The organism is Streptomyces sp. GSL17-111 (assembly GCF_037911585.1).
Classification (GTDB): domain Bacteria; phylum Actinomycetota; class Actinomycetes; order Streptomycetales; family Streptomycetaceae; genus Streptomyces.
In genome coordinates this window covers 4,240,546-4,258,872 of the sequence record NZ_JBAJNS010000001.1, presented here as the reverse complement: position 1 = coordinate 4,258,872, position 18,327 = coordinate 4,240,546, and the positions used below count along the sequence as shown (strand labels likewise).

General features: G+C 72.7%; 17 protein-coding genes and 1 pseudogene. 8 read left to right on the top strand and 10 right to left on the bottom strand.

Annotated features, from left to right (window positions below; translation table 11 throughout):
• Positions 1–630 precede the first annotated feature (630 nt).
• On the top strand, positions 631–1,161 hold the full coding sequence (locus V6D49_RS19050) for a universal stress protein (RefSeq protein ID WP_340561374.1): 531 nt from the start codon (positions 631–633) through the stop codon (positions 1,159–1,161).
• Positions 1,162–1,585: 424 nt separating this feature from the next.
• On the opposite strand, the gene glmS is transcribed toward V6D49_RS19050, so the two are convergent.
• Complete coding sequence (glmS, locus tag V6D49_RS19045; protein WP_340561372.1) at positions 1,586–3,412, bottom strand: glutamine--fructose-6-phosphate transaminase (isomerizing); 1,827 nt, start codon at positions 3,410–3,412, stop codon at positions 1,586–1,588.
• Positions 3,413–3,445: 33 nt separating this feature from the next.
• Positions 3,446–3,724 (bottom strand): hypothetical protein, encoded by a 279-nt coding sequence (locus V6D49_RS19040; protein ID WP_340561370.1) that lies wholly within the window; start codon positions 3,722–3,724, stop codon positions 3,446–3,448.
• 304 nt (positions 3,725–4,028) lie between these two features.
• Between V6D49_RS19040 and V6D49_RS19035 the strand changes: the two genes are divergently transcribed.
• Together V6D49_RS19035 and heR are read left to right on the top strand one after the other, a co-directional pair.
• Positions 4,029–4,466 (top strand): glutaredoxin domain-containing protein, encoded by a 438-nt coding sequence (locus V6D49_RS19035; RefSeq protein ID WP_340561368.1) that lies wholly within the window; start codon positions 4,029–4,031, stop codon positions 4,464–4,466.
• Between the two features lie 112 nt (positions 4,467–4,578).
• Positions 4,579–5,361 (top strand): heliorhodopsin HeR, encoded by a 783-nt coding sequence (heR, locus tag V6D49_RS19030; RefSeq protein ID WP_340561366.1) that lies wholly within the window; start codon positions 4,579–4,581, stop codon positions 5,359–5,361.
• Between the two features lie 4 nt (positions 5,362–5,365).
• On the opposite strand, the gene V6D49_RS19025 is transcribed toward heR, so the two are convergent.
• The gene (locus V6D49_RS19025; protein WP_340561364.1) at positions 5,366–6,697 is read right to left on the bottom strand and encodes a tetratricopeptide repeat protein; all 1,332 of its coding nucleotides are present in this window, start codon (positions 6,695–6,697) and stop codon (positions 5,366–5,368) included.
• A 137-nt stretch (positions 6,698–6,834) separates the two neighbouring features.
• On the opposite strand from V6D49_RS19025, the gene V6D49_RS19020 reads away from it, so the two are divergent.
• From V6D49_RS19020 to tgmC, 4 genes and pseudogenes are all read left to right on the top strand, one after another.
• Positions 6,835–7,332, top strand: coding sequence for an ATP-binding protein (locus V6D49_RS19020; RefSeq protein ID WP_340561362.1), 498 nt, complete (start codon positions 6,835–6,837; stop codon positions 7,330–7,332).
• A complete protein-coding gene (locus V6D49_RS19015; protein ID WP_340561360.1) occupies positions 7,325–7,579 on the top strand; it encodes a hypothetical protein in 255 nt (84 codons plus the stop codon). Before V6D49_RS19020 ends, V6D49_RS19015 begins: the two co-directional genes overlap by 8 nt.
• A 177-nt stretch (positions 7,580–7,756) precedes the next feature.
• Positions 7,757–7,876 (top strand): annotated as a pseudogene (locus V6D49_RS19010) (ATP-grasp ribosomal peptide maturase); the annotation flags it as partial.
• On the top strand, positions 7,869–8,990 hold the full coding sequence (tgmC, locus tag V6D49_RS19005; protein WP_340561358.1) for an ATP-grasp peptide maturase system methyltransferase: 1,122 nt from the start codon (positions 7,869–7,871) through the stop codon (positions 8,988–8,990). The pseudogene V6D49_RS19010 and the gene tgmC, both read left to right, overlap by 8 nt.
• Positions 8,991–9,113: 123 nt before the next feature.
• Here the strand turns inward: tgmC and V6D49_RS19000 are convergent, their stop codons facing one another.
• Genes V6D49_RS19000 through V6D49_RS18985 form a run of 4 tightly spaced genes read right to left on the bottom strand, consistent with a single transcriptional unit; the run spans position 9,114 to position 14,920 of the window.
• A complete protein-coding gene (locus tag V6D49_RS19000) occupies positions 9,114–10,277 on the bottom strand; it encodes an acyl-CoA dehydrogenase family protein (RefSeq protein ID WP_340561356.1) in 1,164 nt (387 codons plus the stop codon).
• A 4-nt stretch (positions 10,278–10,281) separates the two neighbouring features.
• Positions 10,282–11,226, bottom strand: coding sequence for a hydroxymethylglutaryl-CoA lyase (locus tag V6D49_RS18995; RefSeq protein WP_340561354.1), 945 nt, complete (start codon positions 11,224–11,226; stop codon positions 10,282–10,284).
• Positions 11,223–13,256: an acetyl/propionyl/methylcrotonyl-CoA carboxylase subunit alpha gene (locus V6D49_RS18990; protein WP_340564130.1), complete on the bottom strand. Its 2,034-nt coding sequence runs from the start codon at positions 13,254–13,256 to the stop codon at positions 11,223–11,225. The genes V6D49_RS18995 and V6D49_RS18990 overlap by 4 nt, the downstream gene beginning before the upstream one ends.
• A 47-nt stretch (positions 13,257–13,303) precedes the next feature.
• A complete protein-coding gene (locus V6D49_RS18985) occupies positions 13,304–14,920 on the bottom strand; it encodes a carboxyl transferase domain-containing protein (RefSeq protein WP_340564129.1) in 1,617 nt (538 codons plus the stop codon).
• 102 nt (positions 14,921–15,022) lie between these two features.
• Here V6D49_RS18985 and V6D49_RS18980 point away from each other — a divergent pair, with 102 nt between their 5' ends.
• Complete coding sequence (locus tag V6D49_RS18980) at positions 15,023–15,703, top strand: SACE_7040 family transcriptional regulator (protein WP_340561352.1); 681 nt, start codon at positions 15,023–15,025, stop codon at positions 15,701–15,703.
• An 83-nt stretch (positions 15,704–15,786) separates the two neighbouring features.
• On the opposite strand, the gene V6D49_RS18975 is transcribed toward V6D49_RS18980, so the two are convergent.
• The 3 genes from V6D49_RS18975 to V6D49_RS18965 form a co-directional block, all read right to left on the bottom strand.
• The gene (locus V6D49_RS18975) at positions 15,787–16,398 is read right to left on the bottom strand and encodes a dihydrofolate reductase family protein (RefSeq protein ID WP_340561350.1); all 612 of its coding nucleotides are present in this window, start codon (positions 16,396–16,398) and stop codon (positions 15,787–15,789) included.
• A 128-nt stretch (positions 16,399–16,526) separates the two neighbouring features.
• A complete protein-coding gene (locus V6D49_RS18970) occupies positions 16,527–17,396 on the bottom strand; it encodes a hypothetical protein (protein ID WP_340561348.1) in 870 nt (289 codons plus the stop codon).
• A gap of 153 nt (positions 17,397–17,549) precedes the next feature.
• On the bottom strand, positions 17,550–18,122 hold the full coding sequence (locus V6D49_RS18965; protein ID WP_340561347.1) for a M23 family metallopeptidase: 573 nt from the start codon (positions 18,120–18,122) through the stop codon (positions 17,550–17,552).
• Positions 18,123–18,327 lie beyond the last annotated feature (205 nt).

Sequence of the window (18,327 nt, the reverse complement as noted above, 5' to 3'; positions counted from 1 at the left end):
ACGAGCGTACGGCCGGTGCACGGGGCGGCCCGGTGGCGCACGACGGCACGACACCCGCCCGGCACCGCCGCGCAGGCGCTCCCAGGCGTTCCCGCACCGGCCCCCGACGCTGCGAGGCACCCGGACCCGCGCCGGATCCGCCGCCGGTGACCAGCGACGACGCACCCGTGGCGCACGGTCGACGGCCCGGCGCGACACCCCTCTCGCCGAGGCCCGACACCCCCACCACGCCGCGACGACGACTCGACCCGCCCTCCGCCGCCCTTCAGCCACCCCACCGGCGGCGCACCAGGGGCGCACGGAGGCACGGATCGGCAATCCGGCGGCGCATCCCTGCCGTTCCACGATGCGGACGGCGGCCACGAGGGAGGGCCGGCCCGCCCCGCACGGCCGCCGAGGAGGCCGCGCAGGGCCCCCGGGACGCCGTCACCGCGCGCGAGACGGCATTGCGCGGGGGCGCGCACTCGGGCATGCTTCGGCCTCGATCCCCGGACCGATCGAGACCCTGGGCACGGCGCGTGTAGGGCCGTACCCTGGGGGTAGGGGGATGAAAAGGCAGTTCCCAGACTTTATTGAGCCCGCAACCATCCGTTAGCCCCTCATCCCGAGGACTTCTTCGCCGAGACAGCCATGGCCGGACACGAGATCCCCGAACCTGCGGACCGCAAGCCGGTCGCCGACGCTCCGGCGCTGCCCGACGCGGTGCCGGACGGCACACCGGCCCCTCACCCGTGTGACCCGGCGTTCCAGCACGGCGTGGTCGTCGGCTTCGACGGCTCGTTGTCCAGCGAGCGGGCCCTCGCGTACGGCATCGGCATGGCCCGCCGCTCCGCCTCCGGGCTGATCATCGTCCACGTCGCCAACCGGCTGCCGACCACGGTGTGGGCCGGGTGCGAGCCCCCCGTCTTCGTCGACGTCCCCGACCACCGCACCGAGGTGCTGGGGCTGGAACTGGCCTGCGCGGACCACCTCGCCGAGGTGCCGTGGATCCTCGTCGAGCGCGGCGGCGACATCTGCCACGAACTGGAGGAGGTCGGCCGCGAGTACGAGGCCGACGCGATCGTGGTCGGCTCCACGCACGGGATCGTGGGGCGCATCTTCGGCTCCGTCGCCGGCCGGCTCGCCCGCCGTGCGCAGCGCCCCGTCGTCGTCATCCCCTGACGGCTCCCCCCGCGCGGCTCTCCGTACGTCCCTCCCGCCGCCGTGCAGCACGTCGAAGGGCGGCTCCGGGAGCGTGCCACCATACGCACCCGGAGCCGCCCTGCCGGCTCGGCGTCGCCCATTACGCCGAGCCCAGCCGCCGTACCGGAGACCGTCACTTCCCCGTCGGCGGCACGTTGCGGTGTGTATGCCCGTCACCGGCACCACCTGCACGTGCTACGGACGAGTAGTTTGTCCCAACTCCGTTGCCCGCCCCCCACGTACAACCGCCACCGTCCCCGCGCAGAGGGCCTCCCTCCTGGTCGGCCGTGGCTTCCTGATCCCTGCGGAAGGCGTCAGGGGAAGGGGGAAGGAGCCGGCGCGGTGGGGGACGTCGCGGCGAACTCCTCGCGGGAGACGAAGCGGTCCGGGCCCCGGCGTGGGGTCACTCGACGGTGACGGACTTGGCGAGGTTGCGGGGCTTGTCGATGTCCCGGCCCAGGGCCAGCGCCGTGTGGTAGGCGAGGAGCTGGAGCGGGATGCCCATGAGGATCGGGTCCAGCTCCGGCTCGTTGCGCGGGACGACGACCGTGTGGTCGGCCTTCTCCTGCTCGGCGTGGGCTACGGCGAGGATGCGCCCGCTGCGGGCCTTGATCTCCTCCAGCGTCGCGCGGTTCTTGTCCACCAGGTCGTCGTCGGGGACGATCGCGACCGTCGGGACGGCGGGCTCGATCAGCGCCAGCGGGCCGTGCTTCAGCTCGGAGGCCGGGTACGCCTCGGCGTGGATGTAGGAGATCTCCTTGAGCTTCAGCGACGCCTCCAGCGCCACCGGGTAACCCCGCACGCGGCCCACGAACATCATCGACTTGGCCTGGGCGTAGTCCGCCGCGAGCGCGGCGATCCGGTCCTCGTTCGCGACGATCTCGGCGATCTGCGCGGGGAGTGCGCGCAGGCCCTCGATGACGCGCTTGCCGTCGGCGACGGACAGGTCGCGGATGCGTCCCAGGTGCAGCGCCAGCAGCGCGAACGCCACGGCGGTGTTGGTGAAGCACTTGGTCGAGACGACGCAGACCTCCGGCCCGGCGTGCACGTAGACGCCGCCGTCCGTCTCGCGGGCGATGGCCGAGCCGACGACGTTGACGACGCCGAGGACGCGGGCGCCCTTGCGCTTGAGCTCCTGCACGGCGGCGAGGGTGTCGTACGTCTCGCCGGACTGGCTGACGGCGATGTAGAGCGTGTCCGGGTCCACGACGGCGTTGCGGTACCGGAACTCGCTGGCCGGTTCGGCGTCGGCGGGGATGCGGGCCAGCTCCTCGATGAGCTGGGCTCCGATGAGACCGGCGTGGTACGCCGAACCGCAGCCGAGGATCTTGACGCGGCGCACGGCGCGGGCCTCGCGGGCGTCCATGTTGAGGCCGCCGAGCCGGACGGTGGCGAACCGGTCGTCGATCCGGCCGCGCAGGACGCGGTCGACGGCGTCGGCCTGCTCGGCGATCTCCTTGTGCATGAACGTGTCGTGGCCGCCCATGTCGTAGGACTCGGCGGCCCACTCCACCGTCTCCGGCGTGGCGGACGTCCGCGAGCCCTCGGTGGTGTAGGTACGGTAGTCGTCGGCCTTGAGGGTGGCCATCTCGCCGTCGTCCAGGGTGACGACCTGGCGGGTGTGGGAGACGAGCGCCGCGACGTCGGAGGCGACGAGCATCTCGTGCTCGCCGATGCCGAGCAGGACGGGGGAGCCGTTGCGGGCGACGACGATGCGGTCGGGGAAGTCGGCGTGCAGGACGGCGATGCCGTAGGTGCCCTCGATGACGGCCACCGCCTCGCGGACCTTCTCCTCCAGCGTGGCGCCCTGCGCGCGGCCCACGAGGTGGGAGATGACCTCGGTGTCGGTCTCGGAGACGAAGGTGACGCCGTCGGCGGTGAGCTTGGCACGCAGCTCGGCGGCGTTGTCGACAATGCCGTTGTGGACGACGGCGACCTTGCCCTCGGCGTCCAGGTGCGGGTGGGCGTTCTCGTCGCTGGGCGCGCCGTGGGTGGCCCAGCGGGTGTGCGCGATGCCGGTGGAGCCCGCGAACCGCTTGGGCAGCCGGGCCTCCAGCTCACGGACGCGGCCCTTGGCCTTGGCGGTCTTCAGGCCCGCACTCCTGCCCGTACCGCTGCTGTGGATGGCGATGCCGGCCGAGTCGTAGCCCCGGTACTCCAGCCGCTGCAGACCTTCCAGCAGCAGGGGCGTGGCGTCCCGCTTGCCGATGTACCCCACGATTCCGCACATGGGCCTCTCCTCGTCCGTCGTCGCACTCGTCGCTCAGCCGTAGACGATGCGGCGCAGCTGCCGGAGGCTGAGCTCGGGCGGCGCGACCGCCCGGTACGGCAGTTCCGCTTGGATGCGCTCGAAGATCGCCGGGTTCCGCAGCCCAGAGGACTGCAGCTCCCGGTGCCGGCGGCGCACGTAGTCCTCGGCGGTCTCGTCGAAGTACGCGAGCACGTCGAGGACGACCCGCGCGGCCTCCCCGCGCGGCAGCGCGGTGGTGCGGGTCAGGTGGTCCACGAGGTCGTCGTGGACCGGCGTCCGGCGTTCGAGCACGGACCGATACTGGGGCCCCGGAGGCGTCCACGCAAATTTCCTGCCCGATTCCGGGCACGTTCTCACCCTTCCAGCCCCGGAACCCGGCCGTCCACGTCGTCCAGGGCCTCGGCCGCCCTGCCCAGCAGGTGGCCGCCAACGGCGTCTCCCCCGCCGGTGAACAGTGGAAACCCTCTCGGTCGATCACGCGGATCGGTTGGTCGGGCGAGGGGGTGAGTGCGGTCCCAGGCCATCGTGCGGGCACTCGGAAGCACCTCGCGACCCACCCGCACGTCCCTCGTGGTGGTCGTTAGCCTGTATGACCATGATGCGCGCCTGGATCCTGCCGATGCTGTTCGTGCTCAGCGGCTCAGCCATCGCGACGGGGCAGATCCTCAAGGGGAGCCCCGGCACGGCCGCAGGGCTCCTGCTGGCGTTCCTGGCGCTCGCCGGCGTGAACTCACCCCTGATCTTCCCGAGGACGATCAGTGCGGAGGAGGCGCAACGCCGCAGCGCGGTCGACGGGCGACCGGTCGTCCTCTGGCGGCCGGGCTGCACGTACTGCATGCGGCTACGCATCCGACTCGGCCGCAGCGCGCGCCTGCTGCATTGGGTCAACATCTGGCGCGACCCGGCAGGAGCCGCAGCGGTGAGAGCAGCCAACGACGGCAACGAGACCGTGCCCACCGTCGTCGTGGCGGGCCGGCCACACACCAATCCCGATCCCGAGTGGGTGCGCGAACAGCTCTCCCCTTCCGCGTGACCGGGCGCCACACGGGGGACTTTCGGCGAGGTGGCGGCGTGACTGCGTGGGTCGTGACGGGGCAGGGACGACCATGAGGACGTAGCGCGGCGCCGACCCCCTGGAGGAACACGTGAGAAGTGAGGACGGCACTCCGGTGGCCAGCGGGGTCACCCCTGAACGCCTCGCCGGGCTCCGGGCATGGAACCTGGGGCTGACGCTGCTGCACCTGGCCCAGGCCGTGGCGATCGTGCTCCTCGCCGGGAGCTTCTCGATCACCGTCACCTCCTCCGTACCGGAGGGCCCCCCGGGGACGGAGGCGCCCACTCCCGAGGCGCTGTTCGACGTACCGATCGGCTGGGCCGTCGCCGTCTTCCTCGGCCTCGCGGCGCTGGACCACCTGCTGACGGCGACGGTGTTCCGTTCCACCTACGAACACGACCTCAGGCGGGGCATCAATCGGTTCCGGTGGGTGGAGTACGCGCTGAGCGCGACGCTGATGGTGCTGCTCATCGGCTTCTACTCGGGCATCACCGGCATCAACGCCGTCATCGCTGTGGTCGGAGCCAACGTCGGAATGATTCTCTTCGGCTGGCTCGAAGAGCTGATGAACCCGCCGGGGCGGGCGAGGACGACGATGCTGCCGTTCTGGTTCGGCACCCTGGTGGGCCTGGCGCCGTGGGCGGCGATCGTCTACAACGTCGTCGCGGCCGAGACGGTCCCGGGCTTCGTGTACGGAATCGTGGTCGTGCAAGCCGTCCTCTTCTTCAGCTTCGGCCTCAACCAGTGGCTTCAGTACCGGGGGGTCGGCCGGTGGTCGGACTACGCGTACGGGGAGAAGGGCTACCTGGTCCTCAGCCTGGTGGCGAAATCCCTGCTGGCCTGGCAGATCTTCGGCGGCTCCCTGGCCGACTGAGGCGTCACACCGCCCGTGTGCCGTGCAGCGTGCGCGACCGCTCGTGGAGCTCCCGGGCACCGGGGTGGCCCAGATGCGGCCGGAGCAGCGCCCGCATGTCCCGCACCCGGTCGTCGCACCGGCCGGACTGGACGAGGGGGTAGTCGTCCAACGCGCGGTGCCAGGTCACACATGCCTCCTCCAGCCTGCCCACCCGCAGCTGGCGCTCGGCGCACAGGGCGACCTGCCGGACCCGCGTCCGCCGTTCGATCGGCGAACGGAGCCGCTCGGCCTCCGTCAGGGCGATGATCGATGCCTCGACCTCCCCCAGCTCGTAACGCACCTGGCCGAAGTGATAGTTCAGCGCGGCCGGGTCGTAGGCACCGAACGTCTTCTCCCGTGCTTCGGCCCGGTCCATCGCCCGCTCGGCCTCGTTCATGAAGCGCAGAGCGCCGCCCCGGTCACCGATTTGGGCGTAGGCGTGGGCCTGCTGCCCGGCCAGGAAGGCCCGCATACGCGGCCCGGCCTGCGGGGAGGCGGCAGCGGCGGCGTCCGCGAGGCGCTGGGCCTGCGGGCCATGCCCGAGGTCCACCGCCTGCACGCTCATGCCGCGAAGGGTCGTGCAGTACGTGAGGTGGTCCTCGGCCTGCCCCGCCAGTTCCAGGGCTCGGAGGTAGTACTTCTGCGCCAGTCCGTGCGCCCCCTCGTCAGCCGCCATGTAGCCGGCGAGGTAGCAGAGGTCGGAGGCGGCGGAGAGCATGCCCTTCCGGACGTCCTCCGGGGCGTCGGCCGCCAGGTAGGGAGCCACGGTGTTGACCAGGAAGGACGCGGCCATGGGACGCGCGTGACGCCCGCCGAACTGATCGTCCAGGTCGCTGATGCGCTCGGTCATGGCGGTGACCATCTCGACGTCGTTCCACCCGATCCGGGCCGCCCGCCCCGTCTGGACGGCCTCGACCCGCCCGACGAGGTCCTGCCAGTCCGGGATCGTCAGGGCGACGGAGAACAGACCCGCCCCCAGCACGCCCCGCCGCGAAGGGTCCATGTCCAACCTCTCCAGGTCGACCAGGTTTTCCACGGTACTCGCGTGGGAGGCTGATGTATCCACGGCAAAACCGATCTCGGCGAACGTGACCGGCCTGCGGCAGCGCCTGGCCAGAGCTTCTCGCACCAGGGGCCGGACGGGCTCCCTGGGCATGGTGCCGTCCAGCCAGTGACTCACTGCCGAATTGTCATACCGCAGTTGCATGCCGCACTCACGCCCCAGGCGATTGACCGCCTGGGCGAGTTGGGTCTGCGACCAGTCGGCCTCGCCCAGAACCCGGCGCAGCCCCTCGTTCGGACACTTGGCCCCCATGGCACCAAATCCTCTTTTCCAAAAGCCCTTTCAGGGCTTTCAGATCCGCCCCGCTCTTCCACCGTACCGCCGCCTGTAATCACGCGGTTACGTTTGCGACAACGCAGGTGACCGACCTCAACCCGCGAGGAGAATGCATGCCCGCGACGGCGGCTTGCGGTTCCGCAGACGAATCGGACCCGGTGTTCCCACGGAAAAGGCCCTGTGCGAGCACGGCCGGACGGACTCCCTCACACTCCGTCGACATCCCGGCCTACAGCGCGACATGGCCCTGCGAGCCACGGACCGCCGGGCTGGCGCGCGGCCTCGTCAGAGCCGCCCTGCACACCTGGGAGCTCGACGGTCTGGTGGACCGGGCGACCCTCATCACGTCCGAACTGGTGAGCAACTCCGTGCAGCACAGCGGAGGCCGCCTGCTCCGCGTCGGCATCGCCCTCCCGGAGCGGGAGGTCGTGCGCCTCTCCGTCTCCGACAGGTCGACCGCGCACCCGGTGCCGTGCCCGCCGGACCTCCGCTCGGAGCACGGCCGCGGTCTCCTCCTGGTGGAGGCGTTGGCCGACTCCTGGGAGACCGACATCCGCGCCTGGGGGAAAGTCATCCGGGCCGAACTGCGCACGAGGAACACGCGTGCATGACCGTCGGCGCTTTCCCCTGCCCGGCGCGGTGCTCTGCACGGAGGATTCCCGGCCACGCCCCGCGCGGGCCGAGCCCGGCGACGACCGCTGGACCATCGGATGGTGCTGGCTCTACTGCCGCCGGGCCGACGTACCGGTCATCTGGATCGGCCCGGCGGCCTTCAACGGCATGCACGCGCCGATGCACGCCTGCGAAAGATGCCTTTCCGAACTCGAATACCTGATCTGGCACCGCGCCACCGGATAGCAACGACCCTCAAGGAGGACATGAGGTTCGACCACTCGGAGCGCACGGAGACCGTCGCAGAAACCCCGTGGGCGCTGCGCCGCTTGGCTCCGCTGCGCAACGGCTCCCCCTCATCGTGGCGGTACGACGGTGCCATGACGCCGACCGAACTCGGCAAGCACGGTACGAGCGTGAACATGGTGGTTTCTGGAGTGCAACCCCAACGGCCAGTGGGCCTGGCTCGAAGAGGCGGCCGGACTGCCGATCACCGCCGCGCTCGCCGACCTGTTGGAGAACGGAGCTGGTGAGCATGAGTGACACGCAGCAGTCGGAGCGGCTACGGGCGGATCTGGTGCGGCGCCTGCGTGCCAGTGGCACTCTGTGCGGCCCGGCGTGGGAACGAGCCGTCATGTCGGTGCCCCGTGAAGCGTTCCTCGCGCGTGGGTGGTTCGAGTACGAGGAGGGCGGCTGGTTCCGGCCCACGACCGCGGACTCCGCGGAAGGGCTCGCGCGGATCTACGAGGACGACAGTCTCGTGACGCAGGTGGCCGGGAGCGTCTTCCCAGAGCAGGTCGAGGGACGCATCGCCGCCGCCCCCTCGTCGTCGTCCACCCTGCCCGGCCTGGTCGTGCGGATGCTGGAGGAGCTGCGGGTGACCGAGGGGGTGCGCGTTCTGGAGATCGGCACGGGAACGGGCTACTCCACAGCGCTGCTGTGCCATGTCGTCGGTGAGGACGACGTGACCACGGTCGAGGTCGACGCCGAGGTGTCCGCCCGCGCCGGAATGGCCCTGGCGGGGGCCGGATACCGGCCCGCCCGCGTGGTCGGTGACGGACTGGCTGGCTACGCGGAGGGCGGCCCGTACGACCGTGTGATCGCCACGTGCGGCGTGCACACCGTGCCGGCCGAATGGCTCGCGCAGACCAGGCCCGGCGGTGACATCCTGGTCACGGTCGGCGGGTGGTTGCACGCGTCCGAGCTCGTCCGCCTCACGGTCGCCGACGACGGCACGGCCAGTGGCCCGGTTCTCGGCGGTCAGGTCTCGTTCATGCTGGCCCGGCCCCACCTTCCGCCTCCGCTGGGCGTCCTGCCGAACCTCGGCGAGGGGGATGCCGTCCCCACGGAGCTGGGGGCGGACGCGCTCGACGAGTGGACCGCCCGGTTCGTCGCGGGGTTCGCCGCGCCGCGCGCACAGCGGCTCACCCTGGATCGGGACGGCCGGACGGAACACGTCGTGGTCGACGTGGCGTCCGGGTCATGGGCCGCCGTCTTCCACGAGGACGGACGGTGGATGGTCCGGCAGGGTGGCACGGCGCGGCTGTGGGACGGGATCACCGAACGTGTCACCCGGTGGCAGGCCGACGGGCGCCCGCCCACTACCCGTATGCGGCTGCACGTCGGCCGCGACGGACAGCGCCTCACCTGGACGTGACCGGCGGGCCACCGTCCCACCGGCCGTGCGCACGACGGGCCGTCAGCGGGGGGACGGCGGAAGCCTCCGCGGCCGGCGTCTGGGCTGCGGAGGCTTCCGGCGGGGGGCGGAGGGGGAGGCGGGTCAGGCGGCCTCGACGCCGAGTTCGCGGGCGATCAGCATGCGCTGGACCTCGCTCGTGCCCTCGCCGATCTCCAGGATCTTGGAGTCGCGCCACATGCGGGCGACCGGGTACTCGTTCATGAAGCCGTAGCCGCCGTGGATCTGGGTGGCCTCGCGGGCGTTGGTGACGGCGATCTCGGACGAGTACAGCTTCGCGATGGCGGCCTCCTTCTTGAACGTCTCCCCCGCGACCATCCGGGAGGCGGCGTCGCGCCAGGCGAGGCGGGCGGTGTGGGCGCGCATCTCCATGTCGGCCAGCTTGAACTGGATGGCCTGGTTGGTGCCGATCGGACGGCCGAACGCCTCCCGCTCGCGGGCGTAGCGCACGGACTCGTCGACGCAGCCCTGGGCGAGGCCGGTGGCGAGGGCGGCGATGGCGATGCGGCCCTCGTCGAGGATGCGCAGGAACTGGGCGTAGCCCCGGCCCTCCTCGCCGATCAGGTTGGCGACGGGGACGCGGACGTCGGCGAACGACAGCTCCCGGGTGTCGGAGGCGTTCCAGCCGACCTTGGAGTACGGCGCGGCCACGGTGAAGCCGGGGGTGCCGGAGGGCACGAGGATCGAGGAGATCAGCGGCGAGCCGTCGTCCTTGCGGCCGGTGACGGCGGTGACGGTGACCAGGCCCGTGATGTCGGTGCCGGAGTTGGTGATGAAGGACTTGGTGCCGTTGATGACCCACTCGTCGCCGTCCCGGACCGCCGTGGTGCGGGTGCCCCCGGCGTCCGAGCCGCACTCGGGTTCGGTGAGGCCGAAGGCGCCGAGCATCTCCCCGGAGCAGAGCCGGGGCAGCCACTCGCGCTTCTGCTCCTCGGTGCCGAAGCGGTAGACGGGCATCGCGCCGAGGGAGACCCCGGCCTCCAGCGTGATGGCCACCGAGGAGTCGACGCGGGCCAGCTCCTCCAGGGCGATGCCGAGGGCCAGGTAGTCCCCGCCCATGCCGCCGTACTCCTCGGGGAACGGCAGCCCGAACAGGCCCATGCGGCCCATCTCGCGGACGATCTCGTAGGGGAACTCGTGCCGCTCGTAGAAGTCGCCGATCTTCGGCGCGACCACGTCATGGGCGAACGCCTCGACGGTCCGGCGCAGTTCCTCGTGTTCGGGGGTGAGGCGGTGGTCCAGGGACATGGGGTCACTGCTCCTTGTGGGAGAGGGCACGAACGGTGCGGGAGGGGCTGGGGCGGCCCAGCCGGTCGGCCATCCACGCGCTTGTGGCGGTGAGGCGGCCGAGGTCGACGCCGGTCTCGATGCCCAGGCCGTGCAGCATCCAGACGAGGTCTTCGGTGGCGAGGTTGCCCGTGGCGCTCTTGGCGTAGGGGCAGCCTCCGAGCCCGCCGGCGGAGGCGTCGACGGTGGTGACGCCGTGCTGGAGGGCGGCCAGGGTGTTGGACAGCGCCTGGCCGTAGGTGTCGTGGAAGTGGACGCCCAGCCGGTCGACGGGGAGCCCGCCGTCGGTGAGCGCGGTGAGGAGGGCGGCGACGTGGCCGGGGGTGGCGACGCCGATGGTGTCGCCGAGGCTCAGCTCGTCGCAGCCCAGGTCGGCCAGGGCGCGGCAGACGCGGACGACGTCGTCCAGGGCGACGGGCCCCTCCCAGGGGTCGCCGAAGCACATGGACAGGTAGCCGCGCACGTGCGCGCCGGCGTCCTTGGCCCGGCCGACGACGGGTTCGAACATGGCCAGCGCCTCGGCGACCGTCCGGTTGAGGTTGGCCTTGGCGAAGGACTCGGTGGCGCTGGCGAACACCGCGACGTCGCGGGCGCCCAGGGCCAGGGCGCGGTCGAGGCCGCGCTCGTTGGGCACGAGGACCGGTAGGCGCACCTCCGGGGCGAGGCCGCTGACCTCGGGGAACAGCTGCTCGGCGTCGGCGAGCTGCGGCACCCACCTCGGGTGGACGAAGCTGGTCGCCTCCACCGTGCCGAGCCCGGCGGCCGCCAGGCGGCGGATGAACTCGGCCTTCACGTCCACGGGGACGACGGCCTGCTCGTTCTGCAGCCCGTCGCGCGGCCCGACCTCGTGGATGCGGACGCGGGCCGGGAGCCCGGTCGCCGGTACGCGCATGGGCAGCCCGTCGGTCATGCGTCCTCACCTCCCGTCTCGTGCGGGTCCACCACAGCCAGGATCTGGTCCATGGCGACGGTGCTGCCCGCTGTGACGTCCAGTTCGGTGACGGTCCCGGCGTGCGGGGCGGAGATGACGTGCTCCATCTTCATGGCCTCGACGATGACCAGGGCCTGGCCCGCCTCGACGACATCGCCCACGGCCGCCTTCACGACGGTGACCGTGCCGGGCATGGGGGCCGTCAGGGCGTCGGCGCCCGCCGCCCCGGCGCCACCGCGCAGGGCCGCCGCGACCGGGTCGTGGGCGTGCACGGCCCAGCCGGCGCCGTCGCGGCCGAGCCAGTGCCGGCCGCCGTCCCCGGCGTGGTGGAAGCGGTGCGTGACGCCCGCCCAGGCGAGCTGGACGCGGCCGGACTCCACCGCGGCGAGGCGGGCGTCGACGGGTTCGGCGTCCCCGACGCGCACCCGCGCCGCGTCTCCCGCCGCCCGCACGCGGACGGTCACCGGGTCGTGGCCGGGCGCCTTGAGGTGGTGGACGGTCCAGGCGGGCTCGCCGCCCAGCCGGAAGCCGGAGGGCACGGCGAACGGGTCCGTCCAGCCGCCGGCGTCGGGGCGCGGGACGAGGGCCGCCTGCCGCAGCAGGGCCGCCGCCGCGTAGACCTCGTCGGGCACACCGGCGGGCACGAGGGAGGCGGCGTCCCGGTCGACGAGGCCGGTGTCGAGGTCACCGGCGACGACGGCGGGGTGGGCCAGCAGCGCGCGCAGGAAGGCGGTGTTGGTGTCGACGCCGAGGACGGTGGTGTCGGCCAGGGCGGAGCGCAGGCGGCGCAGCGCGGTGGCCCGGTCCGGACCGTGCGCGATGACCTTGGCGAGCATCGGGTCGTAGGTGGTGCCGACCTCGGTGCCCTCGGTGAGCCCGGAGTCGGTGCGCACCCCGTCCCCCGCCGGCTCGCGCAGCAGCCGCACGGTACCGGCCGAGGGTAGGAAGTCCACCCGCTCGCCGGTGACGCGGGCGGTCTCGGCGCAGATGCGGGCCTCGACGGCGTGCCCGGTGAGGGTGACGTCGTCCTGGGCGAGGGGCAGCGCCTCCCCGGCGGCGACGCGCACCTGCCACTCCACCAGGTCCAGCCCGGTGATCAGCTCGGTGACGGGGTGCTCGACCTGGAGGCGGGTGTTCATCTCCATGAAGCAGTACGCGCCCGGGTCCCCGCCCGGCACGATGAACTCCACCGTGCCCGCGCCCCGGTAGCCGCAGGCCCGCGCGGCGTCCGCCGCCGCGGCGCCCATCGCGGCGCGGGTGGCCGCGTCCAGCAGCGGGCTGGGGGCCTCCTCGATGATCTTCTGGTGGCGGCGCTGGAGGGAGCACTCGCGCTCGCCGAGGTGCAGGACGGTGCCGTGGCCGTCGGCGAGGACCTGGATCTCGATGTGCCGGGGGCCGTCGATGAAGCGCTCCACGAGGAGCGTGTCGTCGCCGAAGGAGGCGCGGGCCTCGCGGCGGGCGGCGGCGATCTCGTCCTCCAGTACGGCGGCGTCCCGCACGAGCCGCATGCCCTTGCCGCCGCCGCCCGCCGAGGGCTTGAGCAGCACGGGCATGCCGATGCCGCGCGCGGCCTCGGCGAGCTGGGCGTCGGTGAGGCCGGAGCCGGAGGAGCCGGGGACGACGGGCACCCCGGCGGCCTGCACCGTCTCCTTGGCCCGGATCTTGTCGCCCATGAGCTCGATGGCGTCGGCGGGCGGCCCGATGAACACCAGCCCGGCGTCGGTGACGGCGCGGGCGAAGGCGGCGTTCTCGGCGAGGAAGCCGTAGCCGGGGTGGACGGCCTGGGCGCCGGTGGCGCGGGCGGCGTCGAGCAGCCGCTCCACGTGCAGGTAGCTCTCGCTCGCGGCGGCCGGGCCGATGCGCACGGCGGTGTCGGCCTCGCGGACGTGCCGGGCGTCGGCGTCGGCGTCGCTGTGCACGGCCACCGAGCGGATGCCCATGGCACGCAGGGAGCGGATCACGCGGACGGCGATCTCGCCCCGGTTGGCGATCAGGACGGTGTCGAACATGCGCGGGGCCGCGCCGGAAGTCGTCCTCGGTGTCATCTGTGCTCCCCTCACATCCGGAAGACGCCGAAGCCGCCGTCGCCCAGGGGCGCGTTGGCACAGGCGGTCAGGGCCAGGCCGAGGACCGTGCGGGTCTCCAGCGGGTCGATCACGCCGTCGTCCCACAGGCGGGCGGTGGCGTAGTAGGCGTTGCCCTGCGTCTCGTACTGGGCGCGGACGGGGGCCTTGAATGCCTCCTCGTCCTCGGCGCTCCACTCCTCGCCGCGCCCCTCCAGCTGGTCCCGCTTGACGGTGGCCAGGACGGAGGCGGCCTGCTCGCCGCCCATGACGGAGATCTTGGCGTTGGGCCACATCCACAGGAAGCGGGGGCCGTAGGCGCGGCCGCACATCGAGTAGTTGCCCGCGCCGTAGGAGCCGCCGACGACGACGGTCAGCTTGGGCACCCGCGTGGTGGCCACGGCGGTGACCATCTTCGCGCCGTGCTTGGCGATGCCGCCCGCCTCGTAGCTGCGGCCGACCATGAAGCCGGAGATGTTCTGGAGGAACAGCAGCGGGATGCCGCGCTGGTCGCACAGCTCGATGAAGTGCGCGCCCTTCTGGGCGGACTCGGAGAACAGGATGCCGTTGTTGGCGACGATGCCCACGGGGTGGCCGTGGATGCGCGCGAAGCCGGTGACCAGCGTCGTCCCGTACTCGGCCTTGAACTCCTGGAAGCGCGAGCCGTCCGTGACGCGGGCGATGACCTCCCGGACGTCGTAGGGCGTGCGGGAGTCGACGGGGACGGCGCCGTACAGCCCGGCGGGGTCGACGGCGGGCTCCTCGACGGGCTCGACCGTCCACGGCGGCGCGCCGCGCGCGGGCAGGGTGGCGACGATGTTGCGGACGATGCGCAGGGCGTGCGCGTCGTCCTCCGCGAGGTGGTCGGTGACGCCGGAGGTGCGCGAGTGCACCTCGCCGCCGCCCAGCTCCTCGGCCGTGACGACCTCGCCGGTGGCGGCCTTCACCAGCGGCGGACCGCCGAGGAAGATCGTGCCCTGGTTCCGCACGATCACGGCCTCGTCGCTCATCGCCGGGACGTAGGCGCCACCGGCCGTGCAGGAGCCCAGGACGGCGGCGATCTGCGGGATGCCCCGGGCGGACATGCGGGCCTGGTTGTAGAAGATGCGCCCGAAGTGCTCGCGGTCGGGGAAGACGTCGTCCTGCATCGGCAGGAAGGCGCCCCCGGAGTCCACGAGGTAGAGGCAGGGCAGCTCGTTCTCCAGCGCCACCTCCTGCGCCCGCAGGTGCTTCTTCACCGTCATCGGGTAGTACGTGCCGCCCTTGACGGTGGCGTCGTTCGCGACGATGACGGCCTCGCGCCCGCTGACGCGGCCGATCCCGGCGATGACGCCCGCCGCCGGGGCCTGCCCGTCGTACATCCCGTCGGCGGCCAGCGGGGCCAGCTCCAGGAAGGGGGAGCCGGGGTCGAGCAGTCCGTCGACCCGGTCCCGGGGCAGCAGCTTGCCGCGCGCGGTGTGCCGGGCGCGGGCCCGCTCCCCTCCGCCCAGCCGGGCGGCGGCCAGCTTCTCGCGAAGCTCTGCGGCCAGCTCCCGGTGGGCGGCCTCGTTCGTACGCCAGGCCGGCGACGCCGGGTCCACGGCGCCGGCCAGCGGCGGTGCCTGCTGCATGCCCTGAGCCCCCTTGCTCACGGTTGCGGTCCTGCGGTTAATGTTCGTTAACCTCGCTCCTCAGGTTAACGTCCGCTAACCGGGCTGTCTAGAATTGCCTCCATGAGCACCGAGACCCCCGCGGAGCCCCACGGCGCGGCCTCCCCCGCGCCGAGCCCCTCCGGGGCGCTCAGCCGACGTGACCAGATCCTGCGCGAAGCGGCTCGACTCTTCGCCGAGCGCGGCTTCCACGGCGTGGGGGTGGACGAGATAGGGGCGGCGGTCGGCATCAGCGGCCCCGGGCTCTACCGGCACTTCGCCGGGAAGGACGCCATGCTCGCCGAACTGCTCGTCGGCATCAGCGAGCGCCTGCACGAGGGCGGCCGGATGCGGCTCGCCGAGGCCGTCGCCGCCGACGCCCCGGCCGCCGAGGCACTGGACGCCCTGATCGCCGGGCACATCGACTTCGCCCTCAACGACCGCGCGCTGATCACCCTGCACGACCGCGAGCTGGACCGGCTGCGCGACGCCGACCGCAAGCGCGTCCGGCGCCTCCAGCGCGAGTACGTGGAGCTGTGGGTGTCGGTCGTCCGTGAGGTCCACCCGGAGCTCGACGAGGCCGAGGCCCGCACCGCCGTGCACGCCGTCTTCGGCCTCCTCAACTCCACCCCCCGCCTCAGCCGTCCCGCCGCCCTGCCCGACCAGGCCGTGACGGCCGCCCTGCTCCACCGCCTCGCCCGGGGCGCCTTCGCGGCGGGCGCCACCCGGAACGGCACCCGCCCGGACGACTCTCACGCGGGCTGAGGTGGGCGCCGGCCGGACGCCCCGGCCGGGACGGGCGCTCGGCGGCGACGGTCACTCGGCCGGGACGGGGTCGGACGCGGGGACTACGCCTCGGCGCCGTACGTCCCGTACTCGGGGCGGCCGGTCGTCTCGTAGACGTGGATCGCCAGGTCGCCGGGCGTCGTGGAGTTGCTCAGGAGCCGCAGACCGGCCGGGGTGCCGCCGTCCGGGAAGAGGCGGCGCCCGCTACCCACGACCACCGGGGCGGTGACGAGCCGCAGCTCGTCGATGAGGCCGGCGGCCAGCAGGGACTGGGCCAGCCGTCCGCAGCCGTGGATCTGCAGCTCGCGGCCGGGCTGCCGCTTCACCTCGGCGACCTGGGCGGGGACGTCGCCGGACAGGATCGTGGTCGGGTCCCAGTCGGCCCGCGTCAGGCTGTGGGAGGCGACGTACTTGGGCAGGCCGTTCAAGAGGTGGGCGAACGGGTGCTCGGTCATCTTCGGCCAGTCCCGCGCGAAGTTCTCGTAGGTGCGGCGGCCGAAGAGGAAGGCGTCGGCAGTGCCGAGCCAGGTCCCGACCTGCCGTTCGAACTCCTCGTCCATGTGCGGCACCAGCCAGCCGCCCCGGGTGAATCCGTCGCTGGTGTCCTCGTCCGGCGAGCCCGGTCCCTGGTAGACGCCGTCCAGGGACAGGAAGGTCTGGAGTACGAGCCTCATCGCGCACCACTCTCTCTTCGGCGGGTTGTGTCCGTCTCTCTAGGGTTGGACGGTGGGCGGAGCGAGAACTCATCGCCGAGCGCCGCAGATCGACCCCAGCACGTGACTCACATCATGCCGTCGTCGCCTCAGTAGTAGGGGGTGGACGCGACGAACGTGCTCATGGCATCCGCGAGGTGCGGTCCGTTCGGGAACGCCTCAGCGGGGTGGCCCCCCTGCCGACGTCGGTGGCGGCCGGCGGTGTCGGCCTCCGGGGGCCCCGTGGCGTGCAGGGACAACCGGCCCTCGGCGGCGAGCGTCTGGACCCGCCCGAGCAGTGCCCGGAGGTCCAGGCCCAGCTCCCCGGCGACGAACTGCAGGTCGACCCCCGACTGCCAGCTCCACACCAGTACGGAATCCATGGACGACGACCACGCCTCCGCGTCCTGCGCCGCCTCCGAACGCCCCGGCCCGAACGTGGGTGACGTGACGTGCTGCGCCTCGGGTACGGCGAAACCCGCCGTGGCCCCGTGCGCGGCCCCGGAGCCGCTCCCCGGCGACGCGACGGCCTCCGCCACCCCCGGAACCGGAGGCGGCACGCTTCCCCTGCGCTGATGCGGCAACTGGATCTCGTCGGCGGCCGCTGCTCCCTGCGGCGTGTTGCCGACATCGGCCTGCCACGCAGCGGGCGGCGGCGCCTCCTCCTCCCCGGGCCGTCGTGTCGACTCCAGAGGCGGCGCCAACAGCCCGGCGGCCATGGTCCGCGCGTCGTCCTTGCCGACGGTGCGACGCGCGACGCGTACCTCGCGCTCGTGCAGCCCCATCAGATGAGCCACGGACGAGTCGTTGCCCAGGGTCACGGCGAACGCGGCCAGCGTCCTGGTCCGTTCCGCCTGCGCCTCGTCCAGGACGGACTGCGCCTCACGTACCCGGTCGTTGCTGGCGCAGAAGGCCTCGGCCAGCACGGTGTTCCTGTCCCACAGTTCACGCGGCTCCACGCAGCCAAGAACGCTCCTCATGCGCGGAGGAGACGCACTTGCCCCTACAACCACCCGGAGGGCCCCATATGCAGTAAACCGGTCAGTCATCCCGACCACCCGACTGGTTCAGCGCGGTGGGCGCACCCGAGCGGGATCGGCGCGCGCCGGGCGGCAGGGCGGCGCTTGCCGTGCCTACAGGATGTTGACGCCGTGGTCCGCGAGGTACGCGACGGGGTCGACGTCACTGCCGTACTCGCGGGTGGTGCGCACCTCGAAGTGCAGGTGCGGGCCGGTGACGCGGCCGGTGGCGCCGCTCCGGGCGATGAGGTCGCCGCCCGAGACCCGTTCGCCGGGGCGCACGTCCAACCGGGAGAGGTGCGCGTACAGGGCGAAATGACCGTCCGCCATCCGCAGGACGATCATGTCGCCGTAGTCACCGCCGTCCCCGGCGACGTCGACGGTGCCGGTGCCCACCGAGTACACCGGCGTTCCGCTGCCGACGGCGTAGTCGATGCCGGTGTGGTGGCCGGCCGCCCAGTCGCCGGGGATGCCGTAGTGCGCGGAGACCCGGTGGCGGCCGTTCAGTGGCCGGGAGTAGCGGGCGCCCGCCGCGCGGGGGCGCGCGCGTGCGCCGTCCTCCCCGGCGGAGGCCAGGTGTGCGACGCCCAGCACCGGTACGCACCCCAGCGCCGTGAGCGTGCCGCCGCGCAGCAGCCCCCGCCGGGAGAGGGGTTCGGGGACCTGCGTGCTACGGGTGTGCGACATGGAATCGCCTCCTCGCCTCGACGTCTGTCACTGCGAGGATGACCAGGGCGACCCCCGCACGCACCTTCTGCCGCGCCGGGACCGACCGAACGGCGTAGTGACGCGGCCGCCAGCCCGGGACGTCGTCCGTCGGGCCGTCAGACGGCGACACTGCCGTCGACGTTCAGCGTGCCGCCGTGACGCACCGCCTCTCCGGGCCCGCCGG